Source organism: Bacillus kwashiorkori (assembly GCF_001375515.1).
GTDB classification, from domain to species: Bacteria; Bacillota; Bacilli; order Bacillales; family Caldibacillaceae; genus Bacillus_BK; species Bacillus_BK kwashiorkori.
On record NZ_CTDX01000013.1, the window covers coordinates 126,362 to 145,104 of the forward strand.

An 18,743-nucleotide genomic window follows, 5' to 3' on the forward strand; every position below is an offset into this window, starting at 1 on the left:
CTCCCAAAAAAACCCTTATTTTCTTATCAAAATCGTATCATATGTAAATAAAAAATGATAATAAAAAGCCTTATCGTTTAATCTCATTAAAGCTCTTATAAGTAAAGCCGCGCCAAATCCATTCCAGTGGCCCCATCCGATAATACTTCAACCAAAGGGAGCTAATTATAATTTGGAGGAAGAAAATAACAATTGCCAATATATTACTTTGATAATAAGAAACTTGTCCATATAAACCAAAACCATAACTAAAAAAGATGATTGAACAAACAACAGATTGGAATAAATAATTGGATAGCGACATTTTCCCGACATTCGCCAATGGGCGTAATAAGTTTTTACTCGCCGGTAAATTTGCCAAGAAATAAATCAAGGAAATATAGGCAAACGTTAAAATTGGCCCACCAATTAAATCTTGAAATTGATCGAATCCGTAATTTTTTTCAAACAAGTATGGAATCCATTTAATCCATAAACCAATTGGTAGTGTAACTCCGAATAAAATAGTGAAAAATTTATCGTTTGCCTTTGACTTACTTAGTCGATTACTTTTTGCAAAACTTGCCCCTAATAAAAATAACGGTAAGATCATAAATAAATACATAATAAAACTTGCAACCCCATTGGCAAACGACCAATCCGCCATTCTTTGCGTCGTAACGTCGAAGAAACTTCCATGCTGATAAATATCGGATGCCTTATCTGCCTCTACACTATTATATAGTTGCAGTTCATCACTAGGGACAAACTTCGCCATTATGACTAGCAAAATACTAAGTAAAGAGTTAGATATTAAATAAAGTAAAATGCCTGTGATTGATAATGCCTTTGCAGAGAAATTAGCAAATAAAATAAAAATAAATCCCATTACCGCATATGTAATTAAAATATCACCGGACCAAATGAAAAAAGCATGGATGACACCAATAATAAGAAGAAGAAACATCCTTCTCATCATTATCTGTGCGTAATTCAAGTTACGAAGTTCTATTCTTGTCTTTAAAATGATCATTCCGTATCCAAATAAAAAAGCAAACAAAGGATAAAAGCTTGCCTGGACAAAAACATCAACAAAAATAAAAGCAATCCGATCCAACGGTTTTTCCGCTAGTGAATATAAGTCTATGTATAAATACGGTGTATGAAACGAGTATATATTAAATAAAAAAATCCCTAATATAGCAAACCCTCGCATCACATCAATAGAAAAAATCCGCTCATTTTCTTTTATCCCAATATTTCCGTTCACCATCTCTCCCCCTTTATGCAGCTGCAACAAAAAAACATGAAGCCGTTTTTTGTCAAAAATTGTTTGGTTTTAGGCTATTTTATCACAATCAATAAATTGTTTCATACTATATAGCGTAAAAGTTTATTGATTTTTTAGGATGTGACTTTATGCCAGCGGTAGTTGGAATAGTTCAAGTCAATAGTATTGTATCAAGTGGTGTGTTCCATATTGGAGATGTTTATCGAATTGCACCTGTTTCACAAACAAAAACCTTCTCAGGTGCAGGTTCCTTTAATACAGCAGAACAATTATATGTATATAATCATCAAAGCAGTACAAATACAAGCGACAAAGACTTCGTCGACCAACCGATTAAATTAAATGTATAGCTTCATATTTTATCAGTTAAAAAGGCAGGCGATTTAATGAATCTGTATGTCAATCAATCCGTTCATATTAATATATTGCGGATAAACACGATGGCGAACTCAGCAGTTTTGCAAATTGGCAGTGCTGGGATGATTAAAGCCCACTCCTATTCACAAAATTCGGGTGGTTTTACAAAATTAGCGCCAAAATCGGAACATTCCGGAACGGTTACCCCATTAATTAAAGGAGTACCAATACCAGTTGCTCCATCTGGATAGTATGAAAGGCGGTGTCATTCTTGACCAATGATATTTACCTTTATTTGCATGAGCTTGCAAATTATATAAAGAAACAAGACAAAAAAATTAAAGAGCTTGAATCGAATTTAACAAAATTAGCAGAAATAGAAAAATCAATCACAAAATTCAAACAATCAATAGAAGCAGTGAAAAACAAGCCACCCGTCCATATCGAAAGAATTGATTATCACTTCGACCAATTAAAAATTGAACGACTGGAAGGTACATTAAATATTGGGCTAAATCCTCAAGATATAGAAGCTCTCGACGAATTTGCAATCGGTGAACATATACCGGCACAGCCATCACTTTTTCCACATTTAGTTGCAAGGTTGGAATCAGAATTACAAGAGTACGTTCAATCCAAAGTACCAACTATTGTAGAAGAAACGAAACGGCAATTTAATATTGAACTAGATGAGTCCTATACGGAATTGATTAAACAAGACATTATGAAGCAATTACCTGGAAGAATTCAATTTTATATACAGAGAAAACAAACAACGAAAGAAAATCGTTCGGAAGAAGTGTTGATAGATGAAATATTATCATCCATTCAGCAAGATATAGAGCAAGCAATCCAAACATTTTTGCTTCCATTTGGAAAAAAAGGAGAAGATAAAGGAGAAGGTGGATTAAAATGAACATTCATGTCACAAATCACAATTTATCTGTCGGAAAAATTGATGTTATTGCAATTGCCAGTTCTTCTGCCATTTTAATAGGCGACACAGATAGTATTCAACTTGCATCATTGTACGATACCCCACTCGAGTCATTATTACTTGGTCCGTTCGTTCCGCTTGCTCCAGAGTAGTTTTTGAAAACAATTAATGAGGATGAAATATATGTTAAAAAGGACATCTTTTGTTAAACGAGTGAATGTGAAAACGATAAATACTAGCTCGCTACTGCAAATTGGTGATTCTAGTGAAATCGATAGTTTGTCAGAAACATTGGCGGTAATGCGGGAGGTCCCTTTATTTTTTGGATACGAAGGACATTTTCGATTTCCCGTTTTTTCGAGAGATATTACCTATCCACCACTATATGAACCTTTAATAAAACTTACTACGAATATAAATGGCAAAATCAGTGTTGATGAAGTGAATGTAATTGGAACTGGGGCAAGTGCCGTTATTCATATTGGCAATAGCAAAAACGTATTTTTAGAAAATCGACGAAAACATATTAGAGATTTACGAAAAAGCTAAACAGTACGGAACATCATTATAATTGAACATCCTTTATTACAGATGCATAGACTATATTAATACAATTTCCAAACAAATAGAATGGCAAAATTAAATTTAAAGGATGTTTCTTGATGCCAGCTATCATCGGATCGTTACAATTAAATAATGTTGAAGGCGGAGTTGTTAATTTTGGAGATGCATTGAATATCGCGCCAAAATCTAATACGAAGATAAATGAAGGTTCCGGTTCTTCCAATACTGCAAACTTTATAATTACTAATAATGCATTAAGTGCAACTAATGCTTTTGACCCTGATATCGTAGATCAACCTTCAACTGCGAATAATTAATGCCACTTATGAGCCAAAAAAGCGGGGCTGCTATTCCGAACAGCCACGCTTTTTTCTATAAATCCATTGCCAATAAATGTCCACCATCGAAGAAGTACAAATAAATTTCTGTTAAAGGTTCGTGATAAATTTCCTCAATCGCCTGTTTGTACAAACGAATTTGCGTTAAATATCGTGACTTTAAAATTGGTGCAGCACGAGAGAAGTCATTTTGAAACCGATTAGTTATATCATCCGTTTTATAATCTAATAAAACGAATCCATCTTCATCTTTCAATAGGCAGTCGATTATTCCTTGTACAAATATTTTCTCTGTTCCCTCTTGCCAGTTCGGATAAATTTCATCTGGTGCAATCGTAAAACTGAATGGTAACTCTCGTCGAATCCACTTTGCATATTTAACACGGAAGCCTATTTCTGATTCAAAAAATCGGAGTATTCCTTGTATATCAATAATATTTGCTTCATCTGATGTTAATAGTTCTTGTTCCTGCATGTAAAATAATGTCGATTCAATTGTTTCCAAAGTTATCGGACGAGATAAATCAATATGTTGCATCACCATATGCATCGCAGTTCCCTTTTCAGCTGGTGAAATAGTCTTTTGCTGCATAAATTTTGGTCTCGTAACAATTGGTTTTTTAAAGGAACGAACGAAGTCATCGCCACTTTCCGCGTCACGAATTTCCTTCAGCCGTTTGATTTCTGACACCGATTGTTTGCTGCGGTGTATAGTAGCCGCTTCATAAGGATATTTCCAAGTTAGTTGTGCTAGCACAGATTCATTTAAGTTGGAAGTAAATGGGACTGGCTGTAATTTTTTTACATAGTCTAAAATTTCCATGTCCGCCTCTTCATCGGCAAGTTCTTCCGTTATTACTTCCATTTCGGAAATTAACTGCACTTTCCATATCGATTCATCCTGCCATATATCTTGCGGAACTACCACCGATCCATTATTTAAACGGATTGTTCCTCCATCTGGATGACGGATAATAGCAGGGGCTATCCAATCCAAGTAATTTTTACTGTAAAGAAGATGATAGTTTGACAATAACCAATTGTCATTTTTTAAATGCTGTTGCCATCCTTCAATTAATTTATCCTTATCTTTCGTTGAACCGATTAAATATAATTTTTCCTTTGCCCTTGTCAATGCAACATATAAGACACGCATTTCCTCCGCGATTAATTCTTGCCGCTTCTTTTGGGTAACAGCCAATTGGATTAATGAAGGATACGTTATTTGTTTTTCCGGGTTAATATAGTTCATCGCAAAGCCATATTCTTTATCAAATAAATATGGTTTTCGCAAATCCATCATATTAAACTGACGCGCTAAACCAGCAACAAAAACGACTGGAAATTCTAATCCTTTACTACTATGGATAGTCATAATACGAACAACGTTCTCCTGTTCTCCTAGAGCTTTTGCGGCTCCTAAGTCTTCTCCCCGATTACGCATCCGTTCAATAAATCTTAAGAACCGGAACAAACCGCGGAAAGATGTACTCTCATATGCTCGAGCCCGGTCATATAATGCACGTAAATTCGCTTGTCTTTGTTTTCCGCCTGGCAAGCCGCCAACATAATCATAAAACTTCGTATCACGATACAATTGCCAAATAAGTTCAGACAATGCTGATCGTCTTGCTAATTGACGCCAACTGTTCAATTGTTCGATAAAGCGACGAAGTTTCCACTGAATCTTTTCTGTAATTTCCTGAGAATCATTATGTTGTAAATACGTTTTTACCACTTCGTAAAACGTTTGGCCTTTCCCATTGATACGAATTTGTGCCAACTCTTCATCCGTTAGCTTTCCTACTGGTGAACGAAGAACGGAAACTAACGGAATATCTTGATAAGGATTGTCGATAATTTTTAGTAAGGCTACCATAGTAGCTACTTCTGCCGCTTCAAAATAGCCGCTAGAAATATTGGCATACGCCGGAATCCCATGATTTTTTAGTTCTTCTAAAAATTGCCCTGCCCACGTAAATGAGCGAAACAAAATAACAATATCACGATATTCAATCGTACGATATGTTCCTGTTTTCGGATCAAAAATTTGCTTTTCCGTATCAATCAATTCACGAATTTTTTTCGCGACGAATTTCGACTCCATTTGTGACTGTTCCAGTTCTTCCTTACTAAACAAGTCTTGTTCCTCTTCATCTAGTTCTTCCTCATCTTGATTAGAATAATCATCCTCATCTTGCCCTTTATAAATGATCGCTAATTCTATTGGATAGCGATCTTCTTCTGGATACGAGGCACCTTTTTTTAGTGCAGCCGCAGTATCGTAGTTGATTTCTCCTACTTCTTCACCCATAATTTGTCTAAAAATAAAATTAGTACCTGCTAATACTTCTTTCCGACTGCGAAAGTTTTTAGCTAAATCGATACGGAGACCTGCATTATCGTTCAGATTATTAAAGCGTAAATACTTCTGTAAAAACAATTTCGGTTCTGCTAAGCGGAAACGATAAATGGACTGCTTCACGTCACCAACCATGAAAAGATTCCCGTCCTCCTCTGTTCCGCGCTTTACTAGTTGTATAATGGCTTCTTGAACCATATTTGTATCTTGATACTCATCGACAAGAACTTCTTTGAATTGCCGTTGGTATTGAACGGCTGCTTCCGTTTGGATAAGAACATTAGCTTCCTTATCATACTTACTAAGAATTTGAAGAGTAAGATGTTCTAAGTCAGAAAAGTCCACTACTCCTTTTTCCTGCTTTAATGCTTTATATTTTTCAGAAAACAAAATAACTAATCTTACTAGCGTGGTAACATGTGGTTTCATTTCACGCAAATCTTTCAAAAAGGTTTCCGGTTTCCGTGAAAATAATTGGTCCTTAATTACAGTGACAATTTTTTTCCCACGATCACGAAGATTGGTTGCTTGATCCACTAGTTCACGAATATATTCATCACCACTGCACCTGTTCAAGCGTTGAAATTGGAGCATTTGAAATTTCTCATAAAGAGCAGAAAATGATTGTTGTTTCGCAAATAGCAGTTCATCAATCATGCGAATATCATTGATAAAGTTTTCAGCTCTAGGTGCCGGTCCACCAGGTTCTGTTGTTTTTTCTAATGCTTCTTGAAACAGTCGCCTTGCTTCCTTTAACCGCAGTTCTAAATCGAATAGCAGTGGATCGACAAAAGGCAGTTCGTCTACCGACATCGTATCCGGTATGTTATACGTATTCACTAATTCTTCCAACCAACCTTTAGGAATAGGGTTTGCTTGTGAAAACTCATGCATTTTAATAATTAAATCTTGTAACTGATGATCGCTGCGGTCACTAGTAAAAATATCTACTAATTGGAAAAACGCTTCATTATTTTCTTTACTATATTCTTCTTCGAGAAGCTCTTCAATCACTTCATCTCTTAAAAGAATCCCTTCCGTATCATCTAAAATCCGAAAACTAGGATCAATATTCGTTAAATAATAGTAGTTACGAATAACATTCAAACAAAAGGCGTGCAAAGTCGAGATGGAGGCACGATTTAACAAGCTTAGTTGTTGCCGTAAATGGTGCGAATCTGGTCGTTTCTTAATCTCTTTTTCAATAGCTTGGCCGATCCGATTGCGCATTTCCGCTGCTGCAGCATTAGTAAAAGTCACCACTAACAATTCATCCACATGGAGCGGGTCCACTTCATCAATAATTTTTTGAATTATCCGTTCCACTAATACTGCTGTCTTTCCAGAACCAGCGGCAGCAGCAACTAAAGTATCTTGTCCTTTTGCATAAATTGCTTGCCACTGTTCATTTGTCCATGTAACATCAGCTGGTTTTTCCGGAATGACTCCTTTTTTGTTTTTTTGTGGTTGAGGTTGGCTATTCTCCGTCATATGTCTCGACCTCCCTTTTCACAAAATTTAGTGCTTCTGTCCGTTTTAATGGTGTTAAGTTGCGATAATTATTTTCTCGCAATGCTGGGTCAAATTGACAAATAGATTTAAACGGACAAAATGTGCATGCTGTTCTGTCTTTTAATTTATAAGGAGCTAAATCTATCTTGCCATCTAATATTTCATTACCTGTATTAATAAACACTTTATGAACATACTTCCGTAAATTCGTAAAATCTGTCTCTGTAACTGCTTTTGATCGTGCAGTTAAATTTCCGTCTTTTTTCAGTCCGGCAGAAATAATTTTCGATTCACCAGTTTGTAAAGTTTGATCCATGAGCTGTACAACGTCAGCATCTGAAAGAACTAGCCCATTCATTTTAAATCGTTTAAAAATTTCCTCTTCCACTTCATCGTCTGCTAATTCTGTATTGCTTTTAATTAACGGATTGTGGATATGGAAATAGAACATTCCTGCTGGCTTAGCTTCATCATCCACTAGTTTTTGAGCATTTATTAATAAAATATCTAAGTAGGTCAACATTTGTAAGGTAAGCCCATAATATACTTCACCGATATCTAGTTCCCTTTTACTTGATTTATAATCAATGACCCTTAAATAATAACCATCATCTGTTTTTGCTTTGTCTACCCTATCGATCCTTCCTACTAACTCCATTTTAGCACCATTGTTTAAGTTAAATTTTAAGGAAGGTAAGTCTGCTTTTTTTCCACCGAATGAAACTTCCATACCAATAGGGGAAAAACCACTGCTTTTTGCATGCTCACTTAAAATGAGTGTTGACCGATAGATGATTTTTTCTAACTTTCTCTTTATATACTGAAAGCGATTCGAACTTAATAATATTTCATTTTGTAATTTTGGTGACAATGTATCTATCGCAATAGCAACTAATTTTTGAATTTGCTGATTCGTTAATTTCGCCCAACTCAAATTCTCTTGCTCAATCATTTCACCAATTTGTTTTAACGCACCATGGAACATATCGCCAATATCTGGTGCCTCTAATCGAAAAACTTCCCGTTCTTTCAATTTCAAACCGTAAGAAAGAAAATGGCAAAATGGATCCCGCTGAAACATTTCTACACGGGAAATACTTACTTGAAGCAAGTCACCATAAAGTTGTTGTGCGGTATCTGTTGATAGATTTTCTGGTTTATTTTCAAAAAACAAACTAGATAAGGCTGTTCTCAGCTGCTCTTTTACTTCACTATTAACTAAGAAATTATAACTATCCCACCATAGTGGCTCCATTTTCTCTAATCGTTTGAACGCTTGTAATTGACCTGTTAAATACGTAATCGTTTTGTCCTTATTCACTAGAAACTCTAGTTGTTCTATATCCGTTAAATTGGTTGGCTCATGATCAAAGAGAACAAGCTTCATGTTCGGAAACATTTCCTTTATTCGCTTTACATATGGAGAAGGTAATAATGCTTTCCCTTCTTCATTAGCAATTGGATAGGTAATATATAAATAATCTTCCGCAGCAGTAAAAGCTTTATATGCTAAAAATTCTTCATCAAATAATCGTTGTTTTTCTGTTGGGGCAATTTTTAATCCACTTACTAATAGCTTTTCTCGGTCCTCTTCTGACAAAATACCTGTATCTTGCAATTTTGCCGGAAGGACTTCATCATTTACTCCGATAACGAAAGCTACTTTAATAGCAGATAACCTCGACAATTCTAAGTTAGCGACCATCACTTGGTCAATTGCTGGCGGTACTAAGGAAAAATGAAGGGATTCTAAGCCTTCTTCCATAATTGCTGAAAATTCTTTTATCGTTATTTTTTCATTTCCTAACATTTCCACATATTGATCTAGCAATTGTAATACACCATTCCAAGCTTGTTCATGTTCCCGACTTGCTAATAAATTGCCAGCTTCTTCTGCTTGTATTTGTAATCTCTCTAACTTCGCTGGTATATCCAATTCCTCTAAATATAAAAATAGTGCCTCACATTGTTGTCTTCCTGTTTCTGCCTTTTTTAAACGATTGGCCAGCCGATTAATCGGGGCAGATATCAAGAGACGTAATTCGTTAATTTCTTGTTCATACTGTTTTTCTGCATCTGTTTGCGGATAGTTAAGTGATTCTAAATTACGGATTTTTCGGTAATGCCAGCGTGTTTTACTCGTCCATTTTGCACCTTGAATTCCGTAAGCGATGCAGTAGTTTTCGAACTGATCCATTTTTTCTCTCATTGTAATAGGATTTTCATTTAATGGGTAAAGAAGTTCTGTTTTCACTGCACGAAATACGGGTTCATAGCGCCAAAATCCAGTAATTATTTCAAATGTTGAGCGAATTAATTCAATTAATGGATGATTAAGCATCGAACGTTTTTGATCAATGAAATACGGAATTTGAAAATCAGTAAAAACTGTATCAAATAAATCGTTATATTGCTCCACATTGCGAACAAGAATTGCAATGTCTTTATAACGATAGTTTTGATCACGAACGAGCGATATGATTTTTCTACCGACTCCTTCAATTTCCGCTCTGCGATTGGTCGCTTGTGCTATCGTTATTTGTGGTTCCCCTTCATAAGAAACAACTGGTAAGTTTTCAAAATTGTTTTCGAGAAACGCTAACGATTCGTTTTTAAAGCGAACGGTATTTTTTAATATAATATCCTCATAAACCTCTTTATTCGTTACTCGAGCAATATCGAATAAAGTGGAATATGTGTCCCCTGTCATCCGAAATAAATGCAACTCATCTGGAACCGTATTTCGAAATGGCCTGTCCAAATTTAATGCTATCGTTACTTTTTGTGAATGAGACATAAGCTTGTCAATAACGAGATATTCCTGTGGTGTAAAGCTATGAAACCCGTCTAAGTAAAAAATAGCATTATCAAGAATTTTTGATTGTGGAATTTTTGCTGCTAATAACGTTAAATAATCTTCACTAGCTAAATATTTTCCGATAATTGCCTGTTGAAAAGATTGATAAACTAATTGCATGTCCTCTAGCTTATCTTTTAATGCATAGCTTAAATTATCATCATTTTTTTGATTGGAAATCATTTCTGGAGTAATACAATAATGTTTAAACTCCGTAATAACATTTTCCATATGTTCTATAAAGCCGTTTTGGTCAGCATTATGATGGAAAATTTTTAATTGCTCCTTATTGTCATCCATAATTTTGCGTAGGAGCATGCGAATTCCAGATGGATGCAAATGGAGTCGGCTAATCCCTCCTGTTTCTTGAAACACTCTCCATGCCAGTCTAGTAAAACTATATACTTGTGCACGAGTCATCCCTGTAATGTTATATTCTGTTAACAATTTATATTCTGTTAAAAATGTCATTTGGTCCGGGACAATCAAAAAAATTGGGGTTTCGTCGTTCTGATCAAGTAATTTCTCCACAATTTCATTTAAAATCCATGTCGTTTTCCCCGTACCTGACCGGCCTAAAATAAACTGAACAGACATTCAAATCCCCCTTTACATCGTTTTTTTATTTTTATTTTAACATAAAGAAGACTTTCCAGCAGCGGGCTTTTCACTCTCGTTTATCGATTAGTTACACCTTAAAGCATATGTTATTAATACTATATAACGGGGGGATATACATGGGGAAGCAGCGAAATTTATTTTCAGGTGTTTTTCTTGTTTTTACGGGAATGATCGTCGCATGTAATATTTATTCACTAATTCCATTATATGGTGAAATAAGCAAGGAATTTAATAGAGGAGTAGTGGAGGTTGCTTTAGGGAGTACATTTTTTTCCATATTTTATGCTTGTGGCTTGTTATTATTCGGCCCAGTTTCAGACCGCGTTGGCAGAAAAACGATTGTTTCGGCAGGACTATTAATATCCACAATATCAACTAGTCTCCTTAGTTTTAGTGAAAACTTGACCATGTTATACATTTTCAGAGGACTACAAGGATTCTCATTAGCAACATTCGCTCCTGTTGCTTTCGCCTATTGTTTTGAAATCTTCTGTGAAAGGCAGAGAACGTTTTGGATTGCTTTAATAAATGCAGGTTTTTTAGTAGCAGGTATCGTCGGGCAATTATTAAGTAATATGCTATCTACAGCTGTCAATTGGAAATTCGTATATATCATTTATGCATTAATTTATATTATATTGTTCATTTTTGCTCTAGTTATTTTGCCAAGAACAAATATAGCAAAGAACAAGTTAGCATTAAGGGAAACGATTATACAAATGTTAAAGTTATTTAAAAATAAAAATTTACTCTACTGCTATTTAATTGTCCCCACATTATTATTTAGCTTTGTTACCTTTTATGAAACATTTAGTTACCGTTTTATTAATGAAGACATTTATTTCTTCCGTATTATAGGTTTAACTGGCGTAATTTTATCTATTTTTACGAAGAAAATTATCGATAATTATTCTCTCAAAAACACATTCATTTTCAGCATTTGTTTAGGATTAATAAGTACTTTATTGTTATTCATTCGTAGTTCATTAGTTTGGATTAGTATTATATCCATATTATTAGTGGCAGCGATTTCCTTATTAATTCCGACAATTATTCATTTAATCGGGACGTACAGTGGAAATGAGCGTGGAAAAGCTCTATCATTATACTCATTTTTATTATTACTCGGTGCAAGCGCTGGACCAGTAATTGCAGCTATTTTCCCTTATACATTTGTTTTGTTCATTCTTTTATCAATATTCATAATAAACGGAATTATAACTATTCAACTTAGATTGTAATAAATCCTCGTTTATTATTTACTGTCCCAAAAATCCCATTATATGAAAGATAAACGGTTCTTTCTTTGTAACAATGGTTAGTTTGGGACACCTTTTTTCAATTTTTAAAGGTAAATTCCCACTGATTAAGCGGCCAGTATCTTAAATTAACTTTACCAACGACTTCGTCTATTGGTACTAATCCGAAGTGACGACTATCTTCACTCCGCATACGATTATCTCCTAGGACAAATAAATAACCGTCTGGAATCTTTTCCACATTGGCAATATCTTTTAGCGAAAAGCTCCCCGTTACATTCCTCATTGTCTTTTTGTCTTCTAGAAAGTATTCTTCATAATAGCGATCATTTATGTACAGCTTATCTTTCCGATATTCAATTTTGTCACCGGGCAAACCGATAACTCGCTTCACGTAGTCCTCCTCGTCATTTGCATGAAAGACAATTACATCAAATCTTTCAATATCTCCAAAAGTATAAGAAATTTTATTTACGACTAGCTTGTTACCTTGTACTAATGTTGGTTCCATTGATTCACCTTGCACTACATAATTCGTAAATAAAAACATCCGTATAACAATAAAAATGACAAAACCGATAACAATAGCTTTCCCCCATTCTAAACCTTCCTTTTTTAAACGTTCCATCCTATCCCCACCTTTCTAGTTTTAAATAGCGTTGCAAATGTTTAAACGAAGAAAAACTTATAAATGTTGGTGTTCCTTTTCTACTTTCCTATTGATGCTTATTTCAATCCTCTTGCCTACGAACCATAGAATAAAAATGATTAAAAGTACGATTGCTGTACGAATCGGCTGCTTAATTAATGATGGGATATCATAGCCGACAAAGCTCATCGTAAAAATCATCACCATCTTCCCTGTAAAAACAGCTAATGCATATTGATAGAAACTAATCTTAGATAATCCAGCAACTATATTTACAACCGATGATGGCGTAAATGGAAAGCATAATAATAGAAACAACGGGCCAAACCCATGTCGATTAAGCCAATCCATAAATTTACGGACCTGCTTATGGCGCTTTAAAAAACCTAATGCGCGACTTTGCCCATATTTCCGGACTATCCAAAAAACGAACATCGCTCCAGAGCAAGCACCAATCCAAGAAAACAAGAATCCTAGCCACAAACCGTAAGCACTAGCATTTACCATAACAAAAATAAATAAAGGTAAAAAAGGTAAAAACGCTTCAATTAACGGTAATGTAATACCGATAATTGGTCCAAATGAACGGTAGCTTTGAATTAATTCAGTTAAATTATCCGGTGTTAAAAATTCTTTTATGACTGATAGATCCATCAGAAGTCTCCCTATTTTTCATTGTTGCAATTATGAATACAATTAAAGTTTTTCTTAAATTATAACATATATATTTAAATAAAATGCAAGCTTTACGTTAATGCACAATATTTTCTTACCAATACAACTCCAATTTGTGATTACTGAAACAATGTAAAAAATAGCTGGAAAATCCAGCTATTTTATCAACTAGTATTAATATAAGAAAACAAATTATACAGCAGATTTAATTTAGATGCTCCACAAACCAATCTTCAATATAATTTAATCGCTTTATCCGTAAATTTGGTTTTCCACTTCTCGATAATTCGTGATTAGATTCTGGAAAACGGATAAATTTTGTTTTCTTTTTCCGATGTTTCAACGCAATAAATAATTGTTCAGCCTGTTCAATTGGACAGCGGAAATCCTTTTCACTATGTAAAATAAGTAATGGTGTCTCAACATTATTCACATAAGCGAGTGGGGAAATTTCCCATAACCCTTCTATATCATTTACCTCTAGTTTGTGCTGCCACTCATTGAAATAATAGCCGATATCACTAACCCCATAAAAACTAATCCAGTTGGAAATAGAACGTTGGGTTACCGCCGCTTTAAAGCGATTCGTATGACTAACTATCCAGTTCGTCATAAAACCACCGTAGCTTCCACCCGTTACCCCTAAACGATTGCCATCTATAAAATCGTATGTTGCAAGCGTATAGTCTACAGCAGCCATTAAATCCAGATAATCATTCCCACCGTAGTCTCCGCGCACGGCATCAACAAATGCTTGTCCATACCCATGACTGCCACGTGGATTAGTATATAACACAGCATAGCCGGACGCAGCTAACATCTGGAACTCATGAAAATAAGTATTAGCATACATTGCATGAGGACCACCATGAACTTCGAGGATTAACGGATATTTTTCTCCTTCTTGAAAATTAGCCGGTTTCATTAACCAGCCGTGAACTGTCCAATCATCCGGACCTTTAAAGGAGATAGGTTCTGGTTTTGCTAGTTCTACCGTCTGTAACCATTTTTCATTCATCTTTGTTAGTTGCGAAACTTTTCCATTAGTTAATTGAACTGCATATATTTCGCTTGGATTAGTCGGATAGCTAATGGCAGCAATAGCTGTCTCACCTACAATACTTAAACCGTAAATATGTGCCTTTTCTTTCGTAATTTGTTGCAGTTCACCTGAAAGTGTAGCATAGTATATATTTGTATTTCCTTTATTTGTACCGATAAAGTAAAAGCCCTCATCATCTTTTCTCCATATTGCACCAGGAGTTACTGCACCTTGTTGGAAGTCTCCCGCAACGTAGTCTCCAACAGGAAAATCCCAATCTTTTGCTATACAGGTAAAAGTCTGTTTTTGTAAATCATACAGCCAAATCTTACTTAAAGTAGCATTTTCGTATTCTCTTTCACTGCCAAAGCAAGATAAATAACGACTATTATTCGAAAAAGTTGCATGATAAAAACTGCCCGTTGACTCGGTAATCTTTATTATCTTTTTCGTACTTATTTCATATAAATAAAGATCTTGTTGAAAGGAAAAATCAATATCTTCTGCATAATCCGCACCAAAAACGATGAAATTACCATCAGGTGACCATGCTTGAAGCGAATGATGTACCTCACCTTCCGTTATTACATCCAGCTTTTTAGTCTTTATATCAATGATGGCTATTTGCTGATAATCTCCTCGAAAAAAACCGCCGGCATCTGATTTATATTTCATTTTTGTTACTTCAAGTGGTTCGAGCTCTTTCTTTTCTTCCTTCTCTTTTTTAACATCAACGCGTTCACCTTTTTTCAATGAAACGGTGAATGTAAGTTTATCCCCGTCTGGTGACCACACAGGATTCGTTGCGCCATTTTCTACGTCTGTCAACCGCTGTGCCTCTCCACCATTTGATTGGAGCAAATATATTTGGTTTTTTCCTGTCCGATTAGATACAAAGGCTAAAGTTTGTCCATCGGGAGACCAGCGTGGTGAACTATTTCGATATTCCCCAAATGTCCATTGTTGGACTTCTTCCGTATTTGTATCTATTGTATAGATATTTGAAAAATATTCATTTTCCTCCTTCTGAATAGACGTTGCAACAAAGGCAATTTTTTTACCATCTGGTGATACTCGCGGATCTGCCACCGATGTTAATTCATACAAATCCTCGGCTACTATTCCTCTTCTTTTTGTCATCTATTTCACCTTTCTTTGCAAAATTTACGAACCACTTAATTATTTCGATTTTCGTAATACTTTCTCCTGCAAATAAAAAAAATTTTTTCTGTCTAATTGATATTTTTTCGGAAATTATATATGATAAGATAAGAAATATCCGAACGCTTGTTTGCAAAGGGTGAAAGAGAATGACCAGAATTTCATCTGAATTAAGAGATTTACTCGAAAAAGCCATTTATTATCCAATGCTCTTAACAGTATTAGAAAGGGATAGAAAATTATTTGAAAAAGGTTCCTTTAAACTGCCAAGACCATATATTAACTTAATTGAAAAATTAATGCTTAAAGTTCAAGCTGATTTGTATTTAGTAAAAAAAGAAATGAAGAAACAACGTCTAATGGTGGAGGAAATTAAACGTGATGAGTTGTTTACAACGTTCCTGTTTATTTATCGTGGTTTTGAAGAATATCATAATTATTTCAACCCGACCATTCGCAATAAAGTAGAAGAATTGCTTGAAAGCTATTTAAATACCATTACGATAAACAAGTCATCCCCTAAAGTTCGAAACGAAACAATAAATGAAAATTAATCGTCCAAACGTTTTTTTCGCGAATATATATCATATTTTTTTCTACTCTCCAACGCCTGTGCAACAAAGTTAGCAGAAGTGATTTGGACCGATTGAACGATACTTTGCAGCAGTATGGATTTTAACATGCCTGACTTCATCCACTGCTTTTCAATGATTGTTTCTGATACAGGTACGAAAAGTTTTTGATTATTTGAGAACTCCACTTCTGTTACTTGTGAGTCTTCTAATTTAAGCGATTTAATATGTTCGAAGGATATCCAATAACAGGTTGGAGATTTAGGGGATTCGGTTGGAAAAAAGATGATTGTCGGTAATTCATTAATCGGAACTGGTACTTTATAATTCACACCAATTAATTTTTTTGTTGTCTCTACTTTACTATCGTAATTTGAAAAACCATTTTTACAGTTTTGTTTAATTATGCTTAGCGGACTTTTTTTGATTAATATTGCACTATCTTGTTCTAAAGCGATTGTACCTAAACCACCCGCTAACTGCTTAGGAATTAACATCATCGTCTCCTCTGTTATTAAATACTCTGTTTTTGTTTCTTTAAAATCCATTTGTAACAATTTCCTTTTCTCCTTTCATAATTTTACAAAATTCGAGACTATTCTATCATATTATACTCTACTTGTCACTATTATTTTAAATTTTTTATAAAAAAGTGAATATATTACTCTTTAAAAGTTTTTCAGAACATTTAATTAAATTTGTTGTATTTTAACTCATTTTTTAATATAATAAAAAATAAAATATTTTTAACAATAACTACGTTAAAGGACCGTATTAATTTATGTACTTGTTGATAAGTGGAAAAGGTGGCTCCTCGGAAAGCTTCCGACTTTGGCGGGAATCAAAACAAATCGTTTTAATAAAACGAACTAACAATGCGAAAGGGGGATAATTTTTATGAAGGATAATTCTTACATCGGAATATCAAAGAAGTTTGCCATCACAAACCAGCTTAGACAAGAGTATTTCATCCAAGATTTATATATTGAAATATTAATAGCAGAAGCAATTTTAAAACAAAAACAACAAATTTTAAAACAAAAAATTGATGAAGCAATTGATAATAATGACAAAAATTTATTTAACAAATTAGCGGAAAAGTTATTAGTTGTTGAAACACAGTTAAATGCTTAAATCTTCAACTGCTATTTAGCAGTTTTTTTCTGCGTGCCCACAAATGAAAAAGCGCTGATTTATAAGCCTCTAAACCAACGCTCCATCCAATTTGGAAAAATTCCCCTTACAATTTCAGTTTTTTATTTTGTCTCGAGAGGATAATTATTTAAATATAACATCCGCTCATACATTGTTGGATGGCCATAGCGAAACCATTTCACTAACATTGGCGGATGAACTTGACTCAAACTTGACTTCGTTAATTTCTGAAATGTAGAAATACCCGCTTCTGCATCATCTGTTAATTCAATTGCATATTGATCGGCTCGCATTTCCATATAGCGAGATGCAGCATTAATAACTGGACTTGTTAAAAACAATGTTATAGAAAAGAATAATAGCATTAGCGGCAATATAGTAAAATCGTTAAAAGATCGGACAGAAAAAATAACTCCATATTGGCGAATAAACCACTTTAGTAATTTATTGACTACGAACAATAAGACAAATAGTAAAACTAAATAGCCGATCATACCAATATAAATATGTTTTTCTACGTAATGAGCCATTTCATGAGCCATGATGAACAATACTTCTTCTTCATTCAATCGTTCTAACGTTGTATCCCAAAGTACAATTCTGGAATTATTACCTACTCCAGTCACATACGCATTTAAAGCATTCGTCTTATCCGACATATTCACCTCAAATACATGTTCGGCAGGAATACCCGCTTCATTGGCGTAAGTTAATATTTTCGCTTCTAATTGCTTATTTTTTAACGGATAAAAATCGTTAAATAGTGGATCAATGATAACTGGTTGAATATACATATAAAAAATTGCAAAAGGCATAGCTAAAATCCAACTATATAACCACCAACGTCTTTCACTTTTCTTTATTAACCAAAATACGATAAATGCGATGAAAAATAATATTGCCCAATCTAACCAGTATTGGATTATACCGTCCCTTAACCAATGAGAAAAGTTCTGAGTAGAAATGCCATATTTTTTCGCTAAAGAATACCGGAAATATCGCAGCGGATAAAATACGATGAAAGTAGTAAAGGATAACATAAATGTAAAAATCGCTGTCTGTAATATTTTGATTTTTGTAACTTGCTTTGCAATCCGTTCAAAACGGCTACCTAGTCCAAACAGTAATAGAAACAGATAAAATAACCATTCAAATGGTGTTTCTAAAAAGAATAATAAGTTACGAATCTGCGAATACTGTTCGGACAATATTAACTCGTTATCTGATAAAAATGTTTTCGGATCAAGTACCGTCCCTTTCGCTTCAGCTGGTATTTCTGAATTGCTAAAAATAAATAAGTAACTAACTAAAATGGCACAAAATAATAAATAAATACCGATAAATACAAGTGTTATTTTCTTTTTCAAACTACCACCTCTAAACAAAGAACAAGTCTATTCGTTTCGAAACGA

At 34.4% G+C, this 18,743-nt stretch carries 17 protein-coding genes; 9 read left to right on the forward strand and 8 right to left on the reverse strand.

Features of this window, described 5'->3' with window-relative positions:
- Nucleotides 1–70 precede the first annotated feature (70 nt).
- Nucleotides 71–1,249, reverse strand: coding sequence for a DUF418 domain-containing protein (locus tag BN1242_RS04825; protein ID WP_062352124.1), 1,179 nt, complete (start codon nucleotides 1,247–1,249; stop codon nucleotides 71–73).
- Nucleotides 1,250–1,398: 149 nt separating this feature from the next.
- Between BN1242_RS04825 and BN1242_RS04830 the strand changes: the two genes are divergently transcribed.
- The 6 genes from BN1242_RS04830 (at nucleotide 1,399) to BN1242_RS04855 (ending at nucleotide 3,445) form a co-directional block, all read left to right on the forward strand.
- Nucleotides 1,399–1,620, forward strand: a complete 222-nt coding sequence (locus tag BN1242_RS04830) for a spore germination protein (RefSeq protein WP_062352127.1) — start codon at nucleotides 1,399–1,401, stop codon at nucleotides 1,618–1,620.
- Nucleotides 1,621–1,656: 36 nt separating this feature from the next.
- On the forward strand, nucleotides 1,657–1,878 hold the full coding sequence (locus BN1242_RS04835; RefSeq protein ID WP_062352132.1) for a spore germination protein GerPB: 222 nt from the start codon (nucleotides 1,657–1,659) through the stop codon (nucleotides 1,876–1,878).
- Nucleotides 1,879–1,898: 20 nt separating this feature from the next.
- The gene (gene gerPC, locus BN1242_RS04840; RefSeq protein ID WP_062352135.1) at nucleotides 1,899–2,543 is read left to right on the forward strand and encodes a spore germination protein GerPC; all 645 of its coding nucleotides are present in this window, start codon (nucleotides 1,899–1,901) and stop codon (nucleotides 2,541–2,543) included.
- Entirely contained in the window at nucleotides 2,540–2,716 is a 177-nt protein-coding gene (locus BN1242_RS04845; protein WP_062352137.1) for a hypothetical protein, read from the forward strand. Before gerPC ends, BN1242_RS04845 begins: the two co-directional genes overlap by 4 nt.
- Nucleotides 2,717–2,747: 31 nt before the next feature.
- Nucleotides 2,748–3,113 (forward strand): spore germination protein GerPE, encoded by a 366-nt coding sequence (locus BN1242_RS04850; RefSeq protein WP_062352140.1) that lies wholly within the window; start codon nucleotides 2,748–2,750, stop codon nucleotides 3,111–3,113.
- A gap of 113 nt (nucleotides 3,114–3,226) precedes the next feature.
- Nucleotides 3,227–3,445: a spore germination protein gene (locus BN1242_RS04855; protein ID WP_062352142.1), complete on the forward strand. Its 219-nt coding sequence runs from the start codon at nucleotides 3,227–3,229 to the stop codon at nucleotides 3,443–3,445.
- 55 nt (nucleotides 3,446–3,500) lie between these two features.
- Here the strand turns inward: BN1242_RS04855 and addA are convergent, their stop codons facing one another.
- Both addA and addB read right to left on the reverse strand, forming a co-directional pair.
- Nucleotides 3,501–7,319: a helicase-exonuclease AddAB subunit AddA gene (addA, locus tag BN1242_RS04860; protein WP_062352145.1), complete on the reverse strand. Its 3,819-nt coding sequence runs from the start codon at nucleotides 7,317–7,319 to the stop codon at nucleotides 3,501–3,503.
- Nucleotides 7,306–10,794, reverse strand: a complete 3,489-nt coding sequence (addB, locus tag BN1242_RS04865) for a helicase-exonuclease AddAB subunit AddB (RefSeq protein WP_062352148.1) — start codon at nucleotides 10,792–10,794, stop codon at nucleotides 7,306–7,308. Before addB ends, addA begins: the two co-directional genes overlap by 14 nt.
- 140 nt (nucleotides 10,795–10,934) lie before the next feature.
- Between addB and BN1242_RS04870 the strand changes: the two genes are divergently transcribed.
- Complete coding sequence (locus tag BN1242_RS04870; RefSeq protein WP_071435449.1) at nucleotides 10,935–12,059, forward strand: MFS transporter; 1,125 nt, start codon at nucleotides 10,935–10,937, stop codon at nucleotides 12,057–12,059.
- A 97-nt stretch (nucleotides 12,060–12,156) separates the two neighbouring features.
- Here the strand turns inward: BN1242_RS04870 and lepB are convergent, their stop codons facing one another.
- The 3 genes from lepB to BN1242_RS04885 form a co-directional block, all read right to left on the reverse strand.
- Nucleotides 12,157–12,705: a signal peptidase I gene (lepB, locus tag BN1242_RS04875; RefSeq protein ID WP_062352156.1), complete on the reverse strand. Its 549-nt coding sequence runs from the start codon at nucleotides 12,703–12,705 to the stop codon at nucleotides 12,157–12,159.
- A 57-nt stretch (nucleotides 12,706–12,762) separates the two neighbouring features.
- Nucleotides 12,763–13,380, reverse strand: a complete 618-nt coding sequence (locus BN1242_RS04880) for a TVP38/TMEM64 family protein (protein WP_062352159.1) — start codon at nucleotides 13,378–13,380, stop codon at nucleotides 12,763–12,765.
- A 226-nt stretch (nucleotides 13,381–13,606) separates the two neighbouring features.
- A complete protein-coding gene (locus BN1242_RS04885) occupies nucleotides 13,607–15,583 on the reverse strand; it encodes an alpha/beta hydrolase family protein (RefSeq protein ID WP_062352162.1) in 1,977 nt (658 codons plus the stop codon).
- Between the two features lie 170 nt (nucleotides 15,584–15,753).
- Here BN1242_RS04885 and BN1242_RS04890 point away from each other — a divergent pair, with 170 nt between their 5' ends.
- Nucleotides 15,754–16,158 carry a YhjD family protein gene (locus BN1242_RS04890; protein ID WP_062352165.1) on the forward strand — a complete coding sequence of 135 codons (405 nt, stop codon included), beginning with the start codon at nucleotides 15,754–15,756 and terminating at the stop codon, nucleotides 16,156–16,158.
- On the opposite strand, the gene BN1242_RS04895 is transcribed toward BN1242_RS04890, so the two are convergent.
- A complete protein-coding gene (locus BN1242_RS04895) occupies nucleotides 16,155–16,724 on the reverse strand; it encodes a competence protein ComK (RefSeq protein ID WP_238985087.1) in 570 nt (189 codons plus the stop codon). The genes BN1242_RS04890 and BN1242_RS04895 overlap by 4 nt on opposite strands.
- A 349-nt stretch (nucleotides 16,725–17,073) precedes the next feature.
- On the opposite strand from BN1242_RS04895, the gene BN1242_RS04900 reads away from it, so the two are divergent.
- Entirely contained in the window at nucleotides 17,074–17,310 is a 237-nt protein-coding gene (locus tag BN1242_RS04900; RefSeq protein ID WP_062352170.1) for an IDEAL domain-containing protein, read from the forward strand.
- A gap of 122 nt (nucleotides 17,311–17,432) precedes the next feature.
- Here BN1242_RS04900 and BN1242_RS04905 read toward each other — a convergent pair whose 3' ends face one another.
- The gene (locus tag BN1242_RS04905) at nucleotides 17,433–18,698 is read right to left on the reverse strand and encodes a M48 family metallopeptidase (protein ID WP_062352173.1); all 1,266 of its coding nucleotides are present in this window, start codon (nucleotides 18,696–18,698) and stop codon (nucleotides 17,433–17,435) included.
- Between the last annotated feature and the right edge of the window lie 45 nt (nucleotides 18,699–18,743).